The organism is Trichocoleus sp. FACHB-262, assembly GCF_014696035.1.
Taxonomy (GTDB): Bacteria; Cyanobacteriota; Cyanobacteriia; order FACHB-46; family FACHB-46; genus Trichocoleus.
On sequence record NZ_JACJPK010000100.1, the window covers coordinates 1 to 15,771 of the forward strand.

A 15,771-nucleotide genomic window follows, 5' to 3' on the forward strand; every position below is an offset into this window, starting at 1 on the left:
GTCATCAATAAAGCTAACGGTTGCGACCGGATCTCGTTGCTCAAGCATAGGTCAGCTAGAATCACAGCTATTCCCAAGTTAATTTTTCCTCACCAAAGTAACAAAAGAAGGATTGTTAACCAATTTGTCATCCCTGCAAGCTGCCACTCGAGCTTATGTCAAGCGCATGGGCATTGAGCAGATGCTGAGAGATTGCAAAAAAGGAGGCTATCACTTGGAGGGAACCGGGCTCAAAGGCACTCGCTTAATTGCCTTGTTGTTAGTCCTGACTTTAGCCTATGGGGCCGCAACCTGGGTCGGACAAAAACTGCGTCAACGAGGGGTGGCTCATTACATTGCTCGTCCCCCCGAATCGCAGCGAAGTTGCGCTAGACATAGCCATTTTTATACGGGTTTGTATGCCTACAGCTGGGTCAAGTTTGCCGACACCTGTGCGGATTTGGTGGCTGCCTTATTGCAACTGAGTCCTGGAAAGCGACCGTTTTATCAACGAGGTCAACGAGCTATGTCCCTGATTCGCTCTACTTTGTAAACCCTTTCGTCCCCCATCAGGTCGAAGAGACGTCATTGGCGAGCAGTCCTGCTGTGACGTTTGAGGTGTTGCAGCAGCGGTTAGAGAAGCGACTTGGTTTTCGAGGGGTGCAGGTGAAAGAAGTGCAGCACGTGGAATACTGTTTGTTTCCCATGAATCTGCCGTTACCTTCGCTCGACCAGGCAGTGATGGGGTTTGGCGGGGCAGCGAGTCTGGTGCATCCTGCCTTAGGTTACATGGTGGGGGCTCTGCTACGACGTGCGCCTGGGGTTGCGAAGACGATCGCCCATGCGGTTGGAAATCTGGAAGCTCCCCCCATCAGAATTGCTGCACCTACCTGGCAAACGCTGTGGTCCAGCGATGAGAGGCGGAAACGCGCCCTCTACTTATTTGGTTTAGAGAATTTGATGCGGTTTGATGAACAAACGCTCCAGGCTTTCTTTGCCTCCTTCTTGCAGTTGCCGCAATCGCAGTGGACTGCTTTTCTGGCAAATACCCTTTCTACCCCCGAAATGTTGCAAACGATGATGAACTTGTTTGGTCACACCACCCCTGAAGTTCGCTGGGATTTAATACGCTCTGCCTGGAGCGAGCGGGCGTTGCTTTGGGATGCGTTGGTCGCTTCAGAATGAGTGTTTTTGCCTAGATACCCGTGGGGAAGGGAAGGCGATCGCCTAAAACTAGCCTATTGGTCGACTGCAAAGACTTGCTCTGCGGTGGGTTGCAGTTCTGGAAAGGCAGCAGAAACAATGCGATCGCTACCCCGAAACTGCTGAACCTGATATTTTCCGTCAACTAGTTGGCAAATCGAGAGGGTGGGTTGTTTGGGTGAGCCCATATAACGCCTACCACCGAAGCCCACGTAATCGACGCTCCAATACTTTGGGATTTACAGCACCTCGTAATCAATAAACTTGTGTCCATAGTCATCGCGCCAATGGGTGCTGACAATCTCGATGACAACTCGCACTGATGTGCCTTGGGTAATCGTGGAGCGTTTCTTCCAGAGGGGTTCTTCCGTCAACGCAGGCTGATCTAGAACAATGACATCGGGGTTGTAGCCTGACTTATCTGTATCGACTGGCTTGACGATCGCTTGGCGCGGAATGACGTAGGGCAGCTGCAACCGCTTGATTTCTAGGAATAACTCACCTGCTAGAAACCCACCCTACTTGCTCATGCGTACCCATCGGTTGCATTTCGATGACGACCCCATTCCACAATTCGTAGCGACCATAGCCATCTGGATACCAGCCCAGAAACTCGTCTAAGGTGATCAGTTGAGGAAGCGCTCCCACCATTGCTTTGAAGCCCTCGGATCTGGGTTAATTCTAAGTGTAGTTGAATGGCAGAGATGCATTAACATCAAGCGCGATCATGACACCTGCTTCTGGCTCTTACGCAGTTTTGATGAAGCGATCGCAGCCTCGAACAGGACTCGTTGTGGGCTGAGCTGAGATTGGCATTCGGGAGAGGAGGCTGAGGGAGAGAGGGAATCTTACATCAAGCGGGCGATCGCGCTGCAAACTATGAAATAACCTCCCGCTTGAGTACTGCTACAAAATCCCACAGTTCCCCGTTAGCACGTGTGCCAGGAAGAATTGTCACTAACTCCCAGCCTCTAGCTCCCGCTTCATTCAATACATCCTCAAGTTCTATTTCGTTAATCTTCCCTGCCCCGAATGTTCCTTGAGCAAAGAACTTAATCGTTTTATATTCCCACTCACCCATAGCCTTCTCTAAAGCGTTTCAAAATTACCCTAAATTTTCCGATACCCATCTTTCACTACAAAGTCTGATCTTAGGGGCAATCGCCCCCCGAGCAAATCTCTGAGAGTTCAGCTCCTCCGTTGCTTCAACCATTAACGCACCTTGGCCCCAACACTCACGCAGAAGTGGACATAGCCGTCATTAAGGATAGCGGTCTAGCTAGGAGATTAGACTGAAAAATTCGGCTATTGATCTAACTTTGAATAATAGAGCGAATCTTTCTCTATATCATTTCAAAACCAACTATCGACGAGCCACCGATCGCTTCTTAAAACCTCAATGCCGCGATCGCCCCCTCCAGCTGCATCTCCGACACCTCTAGATACCACTGAAGCGCTTGCAAGCTACGCTACGATGCCCCGATATCTCCTGAATGACTTGTAGCGGTATCCCTGCACGGCTCATTTGGGTCAGAGCAGTTTGTTCAAAACTGTGGGTTTTTAGCTCGGCACAACAGGTAAAGCTTTCCAGCTAGGGAAGGATGACATCGAGCAAGACTAAATCCGCTTGGATCTGGGAATAAAGGGCTAAGCATTCTTGGCCGTTTCTCGCTTTTCTGACTCGATATTCCACTTGCATTATCACTTGAAACCGTTGGGAGCGCAGCAGCTTCTCATTCTTGGCAACTAGGATGAGAGGAAGGTTACTGTGGGCTAGGGCAATCTTCATTCTGAGCCCATTGCACTGCTTGGGTTAAAGCCGCTTGCACCCGCTCATCCTTTGCTTAGAAGAATTGCTGATCAGGACCTAGAAGGGTGGACAAAGGTTATTGCCTGCTATCCTGGGTTAGGGAGCTGTTCCAGGTCTGATTTTGTAACGGCGATCGCTCCTCCACTCCAGCAGTAGCTAAATTTTATTCATACTGTTCTCAAGTGATGGGTTGATCCTACTGCTCATGAAAGCCATTCCCCAGTTTCTGCAAAAACTACCAAAGTTATTCGAGCAGTTGCACAAGCCGCAATTTTTGGGAGTAGTGGCTGGGGTGCAACTTGTTATTTTGTTGCTACTTTGGTTCACTTGGCCAAAGGCACCTATTACGCTGACATTTGTAGTTCCTGCTCCTGAAAGCCAGCATTGGTCAAGGCTGATTCAAGATTTTCAAGCACAGAATCCCGATATTCAAATCCAACTGGTGGAAGGAGCTTACACTACCAATGAAGTGGAAGCCATCTATACTTCTGCTCTACAAACAGGCAGCTCGATCTACGACTTGATCTATCTCGATATCATCTGGACTCCAAAGTTTGCCGCCGCAGGTTGGCTCAGCAATCTCTCAGATCACGTTTCGTCCAATGACTTAGTTCCATTTTTAAGCGATGACATTGAGGCAGGACGTTACCAAGGAGCGCTATATCGCATCCCCTTCCGCACCGATGTCGGTATGCTCTACTATCGCAAGGATTTACTACAGCAGATAGGCGAGTCAGCCCCATCAACATTTGCAGAGCTAGTGCAGGTTTCCCAACAGTTACAGCAACAGCAACAGGCTCGCTGGGGCTACGTTTGGCAGGGGCAACAGTATGAAGGGTTGGTAGCGATGTTTGTGGAAGTCCTGGCTGGATATGGTGGGTTCTGGATCAACCCGGAAATTGGGGAAGTTGGACTCGATCAAGCTCCAGCCATCCAGGCTGTGGAATTTCTCCGAGATACGTTGCAACTGGGCATCTCTCCCGCTGAAACTACAACCTACGACGAAGAAGAATCCTTCGAGAAGTTTCAGCAAGGCGAGGTAGCTTTCTTACGTAACTGGCCTTATATCTGGCCGAGAGTTGAGGCGATGAAAACGCTTCAAGGAAAAGTTGGCATTAAACCGATGGTGCATGCCCCAGGCTATCGTAGTGCAGCTTGTAAAGGAGGGTGGGGGCTTGGGATTGCGAGAAATGCTAAACACCCCGAAGCAGCTTGGCGAGCGATTCAATTTTTCACCAGTGCGGAGTCACAGCGTCGCTTTGTGCTTCAGTCTGGATATTTACCTACCCGTCGCGATCTCTTTATAGATCCTGTGATCGCCCAAAAATATCCTCACTTTCCCAGTTTGCTCCAAGTCCTAGAGCATCCGGTTTTGCGTCCATCCATCCCACAGTATGACCAAGCTTCTCAAATTCTCCAGCGTCATCTCAGTGCAGCCCTAACCGGACAACCGAGTGCAGCCGCTGCGATGCAAGCAGCAGCCAAAGAGACCCGGCGATTGTTGGCCAAGAGCTATTGAACTTGGGCGGGTAGAGGCAGGTCACGATCGCGATAGCTGTCCCAGTTTTGCTGTTGCTTGGCCTGTAACCACAAGAAGCCTGTAATCAGCTGGAGTAGAAACAGGCATAGATTGAGGATGATTAACCATCGCAGGCGCGGACTCGCCAGAGACGGCGGTTTCTGCGGAGATGGAAAGTCAGGAGCTAAGCGTTGCAAAATTTCCTGAGTATTTAGGGGGCGTTGTCCAGGAAAAGGAGCCATTAAGTCATCAATTAAATCTGCAAGTCTAGCTGAAACTTGGGAGGCGGCATCGCGCCAATTCAGGGCTCCTGTTTGCGGATCTTCTAGTAGGTCGATCGGATGTTTGCCAGTCAACAGATAGACGAAGGAACGACCCAAAGCGTAAAAATCTGATTGAGGAACCGCTTTGCCATTCACCTGTTCTAAAGGGGTGTAGCCTGGTGAAACAATTCCTGTGACTTCTCGACCACTGCCGACTTTAGCAAGATAGGTATTGGTCACTTCTCTAGCTGTGCCAAAGTCGATTAAAGCGAGTTGACCTCCTGGCTGGAGCATGATGTTAGATAACTTGATATCTCGATGAAACAACTCATGCTGATGCACAACATCCAAAATCTCCACCAGTTGCTTCAGCCATTGCCAAGCGATCGCCTCTGAAATAGGACCCTGTTGCTCTAACCACTGCTCTAGATTTTGCCCCTCAATCTTTTGCATCACCAAACAGTGCAGCATTAGAGAATGTTTATAAGTGACAAGGTGGATTGAAAGGCTGAAGAAACCATCAGGTTCTACTCGCGGAATGCCTGAATGTTGCAACTGTTGCAGCGTTTTTGCTTCTCGCTCAAATAGCTTGAGTAATTTAGGAGTTTTCAGGACTTTCAGGACTTTCAGCATCCCTTGATCCTCAGTTAGAAAGACTTCAGTCTGGCCCAGTTCATCCAGTTCCCGCAACGGTTGAACTAAGCGATAGCGTTGCTGGATTAGCAGAGGGGTGCCACAGGCAAGACAAGCGGCAATATCACTGGGATTTTGGCGTACTAGGCATTTCGGATTGATACAGTAGCTCACACTCAATCCTCTAGCTGCTTCAGTTGTTCCAGTTGATTCGTGACATATTCCATCACAACGGGCTGCAAAGTAAAACCAGCGACGCTTTTTTCAATCAGCGATCGCCTCACTAAAGATTCTAAAGCTCGTAATAAATCGGACGGCAAAACAGGTTGTAAACTCTCTTGCAACCTAGCCAGCATGACAGGTTCTTTGACTTTTGCAACCTGATATAGAATTTCATGTTCTAAAGGAGATAAACGGTTGACTTGCTGCTCAATAAAATCGTTGATATCTCCAGTAATCAGAGTCATGCGCTGCTTCAAAAAATCTGTCACACTGCCATCAAAAATTTCTTTAATGGTCGTAGAAACCATTTTTAAGACGAGAGGATTGCCGCGATAGATTTGAATTAAAGTAGTCCATTGTCCTTCACCTGATAGGTCTTTGGCCTGTAAAATTTCTCGTGCTGCTTCTTTGAGCCCTTCAAGTTTGAGCGATCGCACAGGTTGATTGCTACCATCCAATAAAGCAATTTCTCGTGTTTGTTCGCGACTAGTCAAAAGTAGACAGCTTTGGTGAGTTTCTTGGCTCAATCGTTGCAGTAATTCCCCATAGCTTTTATATCCTTCGTGATAATGACCTGCAAAATCGCCACTGCGTAGAATCGTTTCTAGGTTATCCAAGACCAACAAACAGCGGTACTTGCGGAGATACTCCATCAAGGTAGCAAGTTGGCTTCCAATCTTAATGGGTGAGTCAGTCACACGCTTAGGAGAGAGTAGCTGTAACCAATCGCCTAGTAATTCTTCTAGCGGTAAGGGCCGACGCAGCGATCGCCAAATCAAATAATCGAATTGACCTTGAATTTGGTGAGCCAGTTTAGCCGCTAAGCTCGTTTTACCAATTCCGCCCATGCCCAACAAAGTGACGATACGACAGCGATCGCCCACAATCCATTGCTCTAAAGTCGCGAGTTCTTCTTGTCGCCCATAGAACACAGAAATATCGGGTGCTTCTCCCCAACTCGAAGTGGGCTGCACCTCACCCTCTAGTGTAGAAGTTTTATAGCCTGCTGCCTCTAGCCAAGTTGTGATCTCTCTCCAACTCTCAACCGTATTTGTGGCTCTCCCCGTTAAAGCTTCTACGTAACGGTACAAAGTATTACACAGATCAACTTCTACGGTTTTGGCTGTCTTCACTAATTGTGTTGCGATCTCTGCTGGACTGTAGCCACAAAGTAGCCCTCGCAGATGCAACTTTTCAACCTCGGTCAATCCCAGTTTCTTATGAGGGGCGATCTCCCGTTTAGCAGTAGCCAAGTCTGGATACAGTTTATCAAGATTCCAAGTAGTTACGGCCTGATCAAATGGATCTGGGATCAACACCATGATTCGCTGCTGGACTGCAATTTCTAATCATTAATCCTAACCAAATTCCTAACGGTGATTAGAGCGTTCCTAACGACTGCTCCCCTTAATCTGGATGCAATAACAACTCCAGTTTAGAGTGTCGCGAGAAAAATGCAAGGAAATGCCTGCCGCTGTTTTCGGCTTTCTTGAATCTCGCTCTCTGGGCGGAACTTGATGTGAAATTTCGCTAGGAAATAAATAGTATGACTTTTACAGTAACGCGATTTCAATCCACGATTGGCATAAGCTTAGCAACGGTTGCCATTGTCAGTATCCCAACTGTGAGCCTCGCTGTTTCAGTTGAGCAAGTGCCCAACCCTCGGCAGGTGAATGGGGGATGGGTGACCGATACGGCAAATATCCTCAGCCCTGCAACAGAAGCCAACCTGAATCAAAAGATTTCGGAATTGGAAGCAAAAAATGGCAGTGAAATTGCTGTGGTCACAGTTCCAGATACTGCACCTTCTGCAACGCCCAAACAGTTTGCCACAAAGTTGTTTAACTATTGGGGAATTGGTAAGGCGGCGCATAATAATGGCGTTTTGTTTCTCATTTCTCTAGGCGATCGCCGGGTCGAGATCGAGACAGGCTATGGCATTGAGGAGCATTTACCGGATGCTCAGGTGGGGCAGATTATTGATCAGAAAATTGTTCCCCGTTTGAAGCAAGGTGATTTTGATGGCGGCACTTTAGCAGGAATTCAGGCGGTGACCCAAGATTTAGCCCCCGTGATTTACAGTGTTAGTTCTTCCAGCCCCACCGCCAATACATCACTAAACACCACAGCTGTAGAGACATCTGCCATGAATACAGCAGTTAGCCCTAGTTCCGTGGACGAGGTATCTTCCAACTCAGCTACAGAGGTATCAGACTTCACCCGTGACCTATTCAACTTTTTAGGATGGGGAGGATTTCTATTGTTTGCTGCCTTATGTGTTGCTGCGCTCATTCGCAATCATGATGACGATGATTCCAACAGTGGCGGCGGTGGAAACAAGCGATCTAAACAACGCCCAATCTGGTCTTTTACAAGTAGCAACCATAGCGGCGGCTATAGCGGTGGAGGGTTTGGCGGTTGTAGTGGTGGCAGCAGTGGCGGGGGGGGTGGCTTTGGTGGCGGTAGCAGTGGCGGGGGTGGCGCAGGCGGTGGCTTTTGATCTCCAACGACACCGATTAATTAAGACACCTGTCCAGCTTCAAGATTGGCTTGGCGGAACTAAGCAGTAGACATAAGACCGATCGCCTTACACTGCTCTGCACAGCGGCAAAAGATGGCATCATATTCTGTCATCTTTTCATCTTGCATTTCATCACAGGCGATCGGGCACTTGAGAGCTAACATCATCGCTACAACTGCTTATTAATACAAACCTCAGTTTCGCTTTTCACCCACGGCAACGCGGCTAGTTACTGAATTTGCGATCGCCTGAGACCACAAATAATGACTCCGGTAGACAATCACCTAGAAGGTGGCATTAACCCTTCAAGTTGCACTTTCCCACAATCACCCTTACGCACTTACCACCATGCGATTTGTGGGTAGAACGAATGCCTTCTCAGCCCGTCTTACTTAAGCTTTAAACCAAGCACTCAACATTATATTCCTATCCACCGCAATCCTTCCAGCATCATTCCTGACCTGCGGTTATCTACACTAATTTGCTTTTGTTTCGTCTCCGCGCTCGCCCTGCTTAAGAACAAGACTATTGAATTCCAGGTGAACTGACATGGTTGCCCAAAGCGACATTTACACGCTGAATCTGCCTTGGGATGAACTCCCGTTGAACCTGCTTGAAGATGAACAGAAATTATACTTTCGAGAGCACGCCCAGATCAGCCGTCATACAACCGGAGCAGTGCTTTGGTCGAGTCAAACACCGGGTAGCCAACTGCTGCTGCTCGCTGGAAAGGTGCGGTTGGTGCAAACGAAAGGAACCTCAGCCCTGGAACCGGGAAAATCAGTTTTACTGAAGCCAGGAGACTGGTTTGGCGATGCGCTAGAACTGGTCGGAGATTGGAAAGCGAGAGCCGTTAGTCAAGAAGTGGTCGTCGTATTTTGGCAGTCTGATCTCTGGCAAGAAGCTGCCTCTCCCTTGCTGGATGAGGTTTGGGCAGACCTGCGCTGGCGCTATCAGCCGCTTGATCCACAACTGCCGCACCCAGCACCGGGCTATCCCTATGTCTTTAGCCTCAACAGCGCCGCTGCCTGCCTGACAATGGTGACGCAACATCTACAAACTCCAATGCCGCTCAAGCAAGTGCAGCGGCAAATCCGAGGACAAACAGCTCAGAATTTGGTGGCAGGGGCTGAGACGATCGGGCTGCAGTTGCATCACATTCAACAAGTTAGTTGGATGGGACTCGATCGACTCTCGTTTCCAGCTTTACTGCACTGGCGGCAAGAACACTGGGTTGTAGTCTATGAAGTAAACGGCGATCGCATGGTGATGGCTGACCCGCTCAATCGTCAGCAGCGGTGTGAGAGTGTGCCACGTGAGATGGTCGAAGCAGTTTGGGATGGGCAATTGTGGCTGGTGGAACCTGCCCCTAAAGCTGAATCGTTTAATCTACGTTGGTTTATCCCCGCCGTGTGGCGCTACCGCAAACTGCTAGGGGAAGTGCTGTTAGCCTCGCTGGTGCTGCAAGTACTAGGGTTAGCAACTCCCATGTTGACCCAGGTAATCATTGACAAGGTGATTGTGCATGAGAGCCTGTCAACGTTGCATGTCGTCGCGATCGCGCTCCTTGGTGTGGGTATTTTTGAAGCCATTCTAGGTGTGATTCGCCTGTTCGTATTTACGCATACAGCTCGTCGGCTTGATTTAAGTTTGTCATCGCAGCTCTTTCGTCATTTGCTGGAGCTTCCGCTGGCTTACTTTGAGTCCCGCCGCGTCGGAGATACGGTAGCGCGGGCGCAGGAATTAGAGAACATCCGCCAGTTTCTCACGGGCACCGCTTTGACAGTGGTGATTGATGCCGTGTTTATAGTGGTCTACTTAGGCTTAATGCTGTTTTACAGTCCCAAATTAACCTTAGTCAGTTTGGCAGTGATTCCGGCTCTGGTTGGACTGATGTTGTTTACCACTCCCCTGTTGCGAAGCTGGCTGAATGAGTCATTCAATCGTCATGCCGATAGTCAATCTTTTCTGGTAGAGACAGTTTCAGGGATTCATGCCATTAAAGCTCACTCAGCTCAGTTGGCAACGAGAGAACGGTGGGAGGGCTTGTTTGCTCGCTATGTTCGCACTAATTTTCGAGCGTCTACCTTGTCGAATGTGGATGGTCATGTCGGCGAGTTTTTGACCAACCTTTCAGAACTGCTCATTCTCTGGTTTGGAGCGATGTTAGTGATTGAGCATCATTTGACAATCGGGCAGTTGGTTGCGTTTCAAATGCTGTCAGGCAAAGCGATCGCACCTCTATTACATCTAGCGCAACTGTGGCAAAGTTTTCAGCAAGTGTCGCTGTCGGTCGATCGCATTGGTGACATTCTCAACGAAGCGCCGGAGGCGGCATCAGACAACGGGTTAGTGCTGCCGCCAATCCAGGGTCAAGTCAGCTTCGACCAGCTATTTTTCCGCTATCAGCCAGACCTCGAAGATGTGCTAAAAGGCGTTTTGGTTGATCTGAGACCGGGCATATTTGTGGGCGTCGTGGGGCGTAGCGGCTCTGGTAAAAGCACTTTGTCAAAGCTGATTCAACGCTTGTATCATCCGCGATCGGGGCGAGTCTTGCTGGATGGGTTTGACATTAAAGGTGCCAATCTAGGGTCTTTACGTCAACAAATCGGCGTGGTGCTGCAAGACGACTTTTTGTTTAATGGTACGGTCTTCGATAACATCACGTTCAACAATGCTGATATCCCCGTAGAGCAAGTCGTTGAAGCGGCAAAGATGGCAGCTGCTCACGACTTTATTTCAGCGCTACCTCAGGGCTATGAAACCTCGATCGGCGAACGCGGCACCGGGCTGTCGGGCGGACAACGACAACGCTTAGCCTTAGCACGAGTTCTTCTCTCAAAGGCACCAATTTTAATTCTTGACGAAGCTACTAGCGCGCTAGATAGCGAAACCGAACGCCAGGTTTTGCAGAATTTGCAGCGAGTTCGCAACGGGCGCACCGTGTTGATGATCACGCACCGCTTTGCCCCGCTCAAACATGCTGATCAAGTTCTAGTTCTAGAAAAAGGAGTTCTGATCGAGCAGGGTTCGCATCAGGAGTTATTGCAGCAACAGGGCGCATATTGGGCGCTGTATCAACAACAGCAAGCAGCAGTCTAGTTTTACCACTCACAATCCATACCTCAGATTGGAGAACGACAATGAAACGCGATTCTTATTCTAACCAGCAATCTCATGCCAGTTTTCAACCGCGATCGCCACAATCTGCGATCGAGCCAACTCAACTTGGTCAGCCTGTCCATCACAGCAGTTCTACCAGCGATCTGGGTGCCAAATGGTTGAACAAAGCAAGTAGCTGGGTGGCTGACAAATTGCAAACCGCCCGGAGTTTTATGGGTTCGGGAGATACAATCTCACCCGATCAAATTCTTCCCGCTTTGAAAGGAACCGTAAAACCAGCGCTATCTCAAACTAATTCGACGCATCAACCGCTCGTGGGTGTAATTGATTCGGGGTTTGGCACCGATGAGCACGGCAGCAAAATGGTTGAAGCGATTCAGAAAGAGAACCCGCAGGCAAAAATTTGGCGAGGTGGAGGGGTTGGTACAGGAGGCGGGTTAGAGTCGCTTGTTGAGTTTGTTGATGTGGCTAAGGCAACCGGGCAGACGCGTGCGGTGGCGAACCTCAGCTTTGATCTCACTGAGGTGCATCCGGACGGCAGCATCTCAACGCGCGCTCAACTGACGGCTGAAGAACAATCTGCCTTAGCCTATGCCCGTGACAATGGGGTATTGGTGGTTGCATCAGCGGGCAACCAAGGCGGGGCAATGTCGGCGTTGGGGCAAGCATCTCAACCGTCTGACAATTTGATTGTGGTCGGTGCGGCAAATGGGAGCGATCGCGCTTCCTATTCCAGCTATGGTAATGGCTTAGATCTGGTTGCAGACGTGGGGGCTGCGGGAACATCACTCGCCGCTGCCAAAGTGACGGGAGCGATCGCCAACATCTGGAGCGCCAATCCGGAATTGAGCAGTCAGCAAGTCAATCAAATTCTCACTGCTACTGCCACTGATTTAACGGCTCCTGACAGGGATGCTGAAACAGGTGCGGGGTTGCTCAATTCAACGGGCGCGATCGATCTTGCAACACACACCACTCCTAAACCAATCGTGTTTTCTGGCGCTCAGTTAATTCAGCAAGTGCCTGGATCTTTGGACAGCGCGACCTGGGAAAGTCAGAATGGCTCTGTGGCAAGTGAGAGCACCAATCGCCTTCTTGAAGGTGATGGACCACGAAGCCCTAGTTCATCAGCTCCTGGAAAACGAGTCGTTAAGCCTCACGGACAAGGGAAGCGAAAATCTCTCAACCCTCAACCAGCCGCTTCACAGCGAGCCAATGAACTTCACCGACGAGGAGAACGAACCCCTCTCCCCCCCGCCCTGCTCAACCAACCGCTTCACAGCGAGCCAATGAACTTCACCCACGAGGGGAACAAGCCTCTCTCAACCCCTCTCGCCCTGCTCCACCAAACCCTGTTCCTGATACCAATGGATATGCAGTAGTCTCAGAGGTTGGGCATGCTGTCCTGGACGTGGTAGGGTTGACCCCAGTCGGTTTTATTGCTGATAGACTTAATGCAGTTTGGTACGCTGCGGAAGGGGATTACGAAAATGCTGCTGTATCCGCACTGGGAATACTTCCCGGAGGTGAGGTCGCAACGGGTGCGAGGCTGACTAACCGGGCTTCTGAACTGCTTAACCGGGCTTCTGGAGCGTATGGTGCCGTAGAAGAAGCCAGGGAGACTGTAGAAGGAGTGTCTGAGGTGGTCCGGGAAGTTAACAACGGCAACTCTGCTGGCGCTGCATTTGCACTGGCTGAAACGGCTCTCTCCATCCCTGGAAGACGCGACGATCATGATCGTTCAGAAGAAAATATCCGCGATAGCCAACCCGTTGCGGTTGGAGCACGGAGAGGTGATCAAAGCCGCCCATCTACTGCTGTAGAAACACCAAGTGCCACCACGCCCAATCGGAACTCTCGTGCTGACTCAGCTCCCGCACCTCGGTCAGGTGGTTCCGGCAATAGCAATCAACCCCCTCAAGACCCACCTACTGGTGGTGGCGGCTCTCCTTCCACAAGCCCTGAACCAAATCCACCCTCCAGACCCGCAATTACTGCCCCACCTCTCAGACCCGCAATTACTGCTGGAGATAAAGAGCAACTTGCTAGATTACGAGTCGAGAGCGACCCCCATCATGGTCATGCGCGTCATGGAGCGCAGACAACCCTTGCTCAACACGAGCGTCGAGTTTCAATGGGACTCTCTCCAGATAATACCTTAAGTATCAGAAGACGGAATAATGGCGATGTAGTCTCTAGGCCACCTGATCGTTCAACTCGATTCTCTAGCTATTCTCATGAAGATCAAGCAGTCCGTAGAGGACTAGAGGAAATGCAAGGAAAACCTACAATCGTAGTCAACAGTAGCGGTGAGGCGAAAATTTGGGCTCGTCACAAAGCAATAGTTGTTGGTGGTCCTCCTGAAGGTTACGGTGACGGTATTGAAGCAGTGAGATCTTCTACACCTACTTTCGCAGTTAACTCGGCGGGAGAGACAGATGTATTACGCAGTGTGAATGGAAATCTTTTACCCTACAGAACTGTCCAACCTACAGGTGCAAATCCAAATGCACTGTTGGTACCGTTTTATAACTGGCCAGCTCAAAAATGGGAATTTGTGACTCGATATCCCACTAATGAGCCTGTTACTTCATGGGAAGCGGCCAATCTTCCTCGATCTGGGAACTAGCAGCGGTAGGGTGGGCACTGCCCACCCTACTGTTTAGAAACTCAGAGATCGGGATCGAAACTCCAACGATCGCGATTAACGCCCCAACCGTCAAGTCCTTAATTTGGAGTTTCAAGCTCAGGACTGCAACGATTGCGATCAAAACTAAAACGATCGCATTGATAATCTCAGCTTCTAGGCTCAGATCTCAAACGATTGAGTCCAAGCTGCTGATCAAGCCACTTCAGGAGAAAGGCACCATGAAAGCGCCAGCAACATCTATTCAACGACAGCAAACCAAAGTTCAATTTGCCAATGCTCAAGACTACCTCAACTATGAATTAGGCAATGCTCAACGTCGGTTGCCACCGTTGTATATTCGTCTCCTTGGCTTTACCATCTGTGCCCTTGTGGGTGGCACGATCGCCTGGGCAACCTTCAGCAAAGTTGATGAAGTCGCAACGGCTCCCGGACAGGTGATTCCCGCCTCGCAGGTGCAGCCCATGCGATCGCTCGCCAGTGGTCTACTGCGCGAAATCAACGTCACCGAAGGCAAGCATGTGCAAAAAGGCGATATCTTAGTGCAGCTTGACCTGACTATTTCCCAGTCTGAAGTTGATCGACTGGAAAAACTCTCCCAACAGAGCCGCGAAACGCTAGCACGATTGCAAGCTGAACGCACAGGTAACACTCAAGCCGGAAGCTTATTACAAAATCAACTGTTAGCTGCCCGCCTGCAAGAGTTTCGCGATCGCCGTGCCGCTGCTAATGCCGAAGCCAATCGCCAACAGAGCCTGATTAAAACCACCCAAGTCAAACTTAGTCAATTGCAGTCGGAATTTTTGCATGTCAACACCAAAGCAAGAGCGCTCAGCTCCTTAGTCACTGAGGGAGCCGTGCCCCAGTTTGACTATCTCGATGCCCAAAATAAAGCAGACTCCTTACAGAAAGAGATTGCCGCTCAAAGTCAGGAGATTGAGCAAGCGAAGCAGGCATACCAAGCCGCAATCAAGAATGCAACTCGATTAGAATCCGAACGGCAAAGCGACATTTTGGCCCAAATTGACAAACAACAGCAAGAACTCACCGACCTCGACGGAAAACTGACGCAAGCCCAAGCGCAACACAAGCACAGCACGGTTCGCGCTGGGGTGACGGGCACCGTTTACAACATCAAAGTCAGCAAAACTGGATCTACGGTGCAACCGGGCGATGAAGTGCTGTCGATCGTACCCGATGGTGAAACGTTGAGTCTCGAAGCCAAAGTGAAGAACCAAGACATTGGATTTGTGCGATCGGGTATGAGAGTGAAAGTCAAGCTAGCAACCTTTCCTTATCAAGAATTTGGCATGGTGGAAGGAACGGTTAGTAAAATCAGCCCCAATGCTGTGAACGAACAGAATGGTGAGTTGGTGTTTCCGGTACAGGTGCGACTCAAGCCGCGATCGGTGAAAGCCAACGGGCAAGAAATGTCGTTGTCTCCTGGCATGGCCGCAACCGCAGAAATCGTCACCCGTCAGAAAACCGTGATGAGCTTTTTGTTAGATCCGATCACTGCCAGTTGGGATCGTGCTTTCTCAGTGAGATAGGGGTCTGGCAACTAGCGGTCACTTGGCATGAGCATCGCCATTTTGAGCAGAGTTTGCCAAGATCGAGAAGTCTTCAATCCCAAATTAGAACTGTTCGTGCTGGAATGATAAACATTTTCTGATTGAGCACAAGAAATTCCGGGCGTTGCTGAATAGGTAATGATTTAAGCTGAGAGAGGAATTGTCCGATACTTCAAATAATGCAGCAGCAACCGAAGTGAACACTTCAACATCTCAACTGATTTGGAGTAGCACAAGGTCTTCCGGTGCAATCGTGCTAAATAATGCCTCAGTCGGGTAT

General features: G+C 49.7%; 17 protein-coding genes and 1 pseudogene. 8 read left to right on the plus strand and 10 right to left on the minus strand.

The annotated features are described in order from the left end of the window. Window positions 1-124: 124 nt before the first annotated feature. Together H6F68_RS29140 and H6F68_RS24110 are read left to right on the plus strand one after the other, a co-directional pair. Window positions 125-532 carry a hypothetical protein gene (locus H6F68_RS29140; RefSeq protein ID WP_242065637.1) on the plus strand — a complete coding sequence of 136 codons (408 nt, stop codon included), beginning with the start codon at window positions 125-127 and terminating at the stop codon, window positions 530-532. Further along, window positions 454-1,164 carry a lycopene cyclase family protein gene (locus H6F68_RS24110; RefSeq protein ID WP_313930229.1) on the plus strand — a complete coding sequence of 237 codons (711 nt, stop codon included), beginning with the start codon at window positions 454-456 and terminating at the stop codon, window positions 1,162-1,164. Before H6F68_RS29140 ends, H6F68_RS24110 begins: the two co-directional genes overlap by 79 nt. Window positions 1,165-1,217: 53 nt before the next feature. Here H6F68_RS24110 and H6F68_RS29860 read toward each other — a convergent pair whose 3' ends face one another. The 6 genes from H6F68_RS29860 to H6F68_RS24130 all read right to left on the minus strand — a co-directional run bounded on the left by H6F68_RS29860 (window position 1,218) and on the right by H6F68_RS24130 (window position 2,971). Beyond that, window positions 1,218-1,370 carry a hypothetical protein gene (locus tag H6F68_RS29860; RefSeq protein ID WP_399315089.1) on the minus strand — a complete coding sequence of 51 codons (153 nt, stop codon included), beginning with the start codon at window positions 1,368-1,370 and terminating at the stop codon, window positions 1,218-1,220. Window positions 1,371-1,421: 51 nt separating this feature from the next. After that, the gene (locus H6F68_RS29865; protein ID WP_399315090.1) at window positions 1,422-1,658 is read right to left on the minus strand and encodes a Uma2 family endonuclease; all 237 of its coding nucleotides are present in this window, start codon (window positions 1,656-1,658) and stop codon (window positions 1,422-1,424) included. Between the two features lie 22 nt (window positions 1,659-1,680). After that, on the minus strand, window positions 1,681-1,833 hold the full coding sequence (locus H6F68_RS29660; RefSeq protein WP_313930227.1) for a hypothetical protein: 153 nt from the start codon (window positions 1,831-1,833) through the stop codon (window positions 1,681-1,683). Between the two features lie 226 nt (window positions 1,834-2,059). Then, on the minus strand, window positions 2,060-2,263 hold the full coding sequence (locus H6F68_RS24120; protein ID WP_190562968.1) for a DUF4177 domain-containing protein: 204 nt from the start codon (window positions 2,261-2,263) through the stop codon (window positions 2,060-2,062). 357 nt (window positions 2,264-2,620) lie between these two features. Further along, window positions 2,621-2,707: a hypothetical protein gene (locus tag H6F68_RS29870; protein ID WP_399315095.1), complete on the minus strand. Its 87-nt coding sequence runs from the start codon at window positions 2,705-2,707 to the stop codon at window positions 2,621-2,623. Window positions 2,708-2,773: 66 nt separating this feature from the next. Further along, window positions 2,774-2,971, minus strand: coding sequence for a hypothetical protein (locus H6F68_RS24130; protein WP_190562970.1), 198 nt, complete (start codon window positions 2,969-2,971; stop codon window positions 2,774-2,776). Window positions 2,972-3,197: 226 nt separating this feature from the next. Between H6F68_RS24130 and H6F68_RS24135 the strand changes: the two genes are divergently transcribed. Next, entirely contained in the window at window positions 3,198-4,511 is a 1,314-nt protein-coding gene (locus H6F68_RS24135; RefSeq protein WP_190562972.1) for an ABC transporter substrate-binding protein, read from the plus strand. On the opposite strand, the gene H6F68_RS24140 is transcribed toward H6F68_RS24135, so the two are convergent. Together H6F68_RS24140 and H6F68_RS24145 are read right to left on the minus strand one after the other, a co-directional pair. Further along, window positions 4,505-5,581 carry a serine/threonine-protein kinase gene (locus tag H6F68_RS24140; RefSeq protein ID WP_190562974.1) on the minus strand — a complete coding sequence of 359 codons (1,077 nt, stop codon included), beginning with the start codon at window positions 5,579-5,581 and terminating at the stop codon, window positions 4,505-4,507. The genes H6F68_RS24135 and H6F68_RS24140 overlap by 7 nt on opposite strands. 2 nt (window positions 5,582-5,583) lie before the next feature. After that, entirely contained in the window at window positions 5,584-6,951 is a 1,368-nt protein-coding gene (locus tag H6F68_RS24145; RefSeq protein ID WP_190562976.1) for an NB-ARC domain-containing protein, read from the minus strand. Window positions 6,952-7,175: 224 nt separating this feature from the next. Here H6F68_RS24145 and H6F68_RS29145 point away from each other — a divergent pair, with 224 nt between their 5' ends. Continuing rightward, entirely contained in the window at window positions 7,176-8,129 is a 954-nt protein-coding gene (locus H6F68_RS29145; RefSeq protein WP_242065639.1) for a YgcG family protein, read from the plus strand. Between the two features lie 59 nt (window positions 8,130-8,188). Here the strand turns inward: H6F68_RS29145 and H6F68_RS29475 are convergent, their stop codons facing one another. Next, window positions 8,189-8,317, minus strand: a complete 129-nt coding sequence (locus tag H6F68_RS29475; protein WP_277876155.1) for a hypothetical protein — start codon at window positions 8,315-8,317, stop codon at window positions 8,189-8,191. A gap of 382 nt (window positions 8,318-8,699) precedes the next feature. Here H6F68_RS29475 and H6F68_RS24155 point away from each other — a divergent pair, with 382 nt between their 5' ends. Genes H6F68_RS24155 through H6F68_RS24170 form a run of 4 tightly spaced genes read left to right on the plus strand, consistent with a single transcriptional unit; the run spans window position 8,700 to window position 15,470 of the window. Beyond that, window positions 8,700-11,252: a peptidase domain-containing ABC transporter gene (locus tag H6F68_RS24155; RefSeq protein WP_190562978.1), complete on the plus strand. Its 2,553-nt coding sequence runs from the start codon at window positions 8,700-8,702 to the stop codon at window positions 11,250-11,252. Window positions 11,253-11,293: 41 nt separating this feature from the next. Then, complete coding sequence (locus H6F68_RS24160; RefSeq protein ID WP_190562981.1) at window positions 11,294-12,655, plus strand: S8/S53 family peptidase; 1,362 nt, start codon at window positions 11,294-11,296, stop codon at window positions 12,653-12,655. Window positions 12,656-12,684: 29 nt separating this feature from the next. After that, the gene (locus H6F68_RS24165; RefSeq protein WP_190562983.1) at window positions 12,685-13,902 is read left to right on the plus strand and encodes a hypothetical protein; all 1,218 of its coding nucleotides are present in this window, start codon (window positions 12,685-12,687) and stop codon (window positions 13,900-13,902) included. Next, on the plus strand, window positions 13,866-15,470 hold the full coding sequence (locus tag H6F68_RS24170) for an HlyD family type I secretion periplasmic adaptor subunit (protein WP_199300306.1): 1,605 nt from the start codon (window positions 13,866-13,868) through the stop codon (window positions 15,468-15,470). Before H6F68_RS24165 ends, H6F68_RS24170 begins: the two co-directional genes overlap by 37 nt. A 164-nt stretch (window positions 15,471-15,634) precedes the next feature. Here the strand turns inward: H6F68_RS24170 and H6F68_RS24175 are convergent. Continuing rightward, a pseudogene (locus H6F68_RS24175) lies at window positions 15,635-15,771 on the minus strand (IS1 family transposase); the annotation flags it as partial.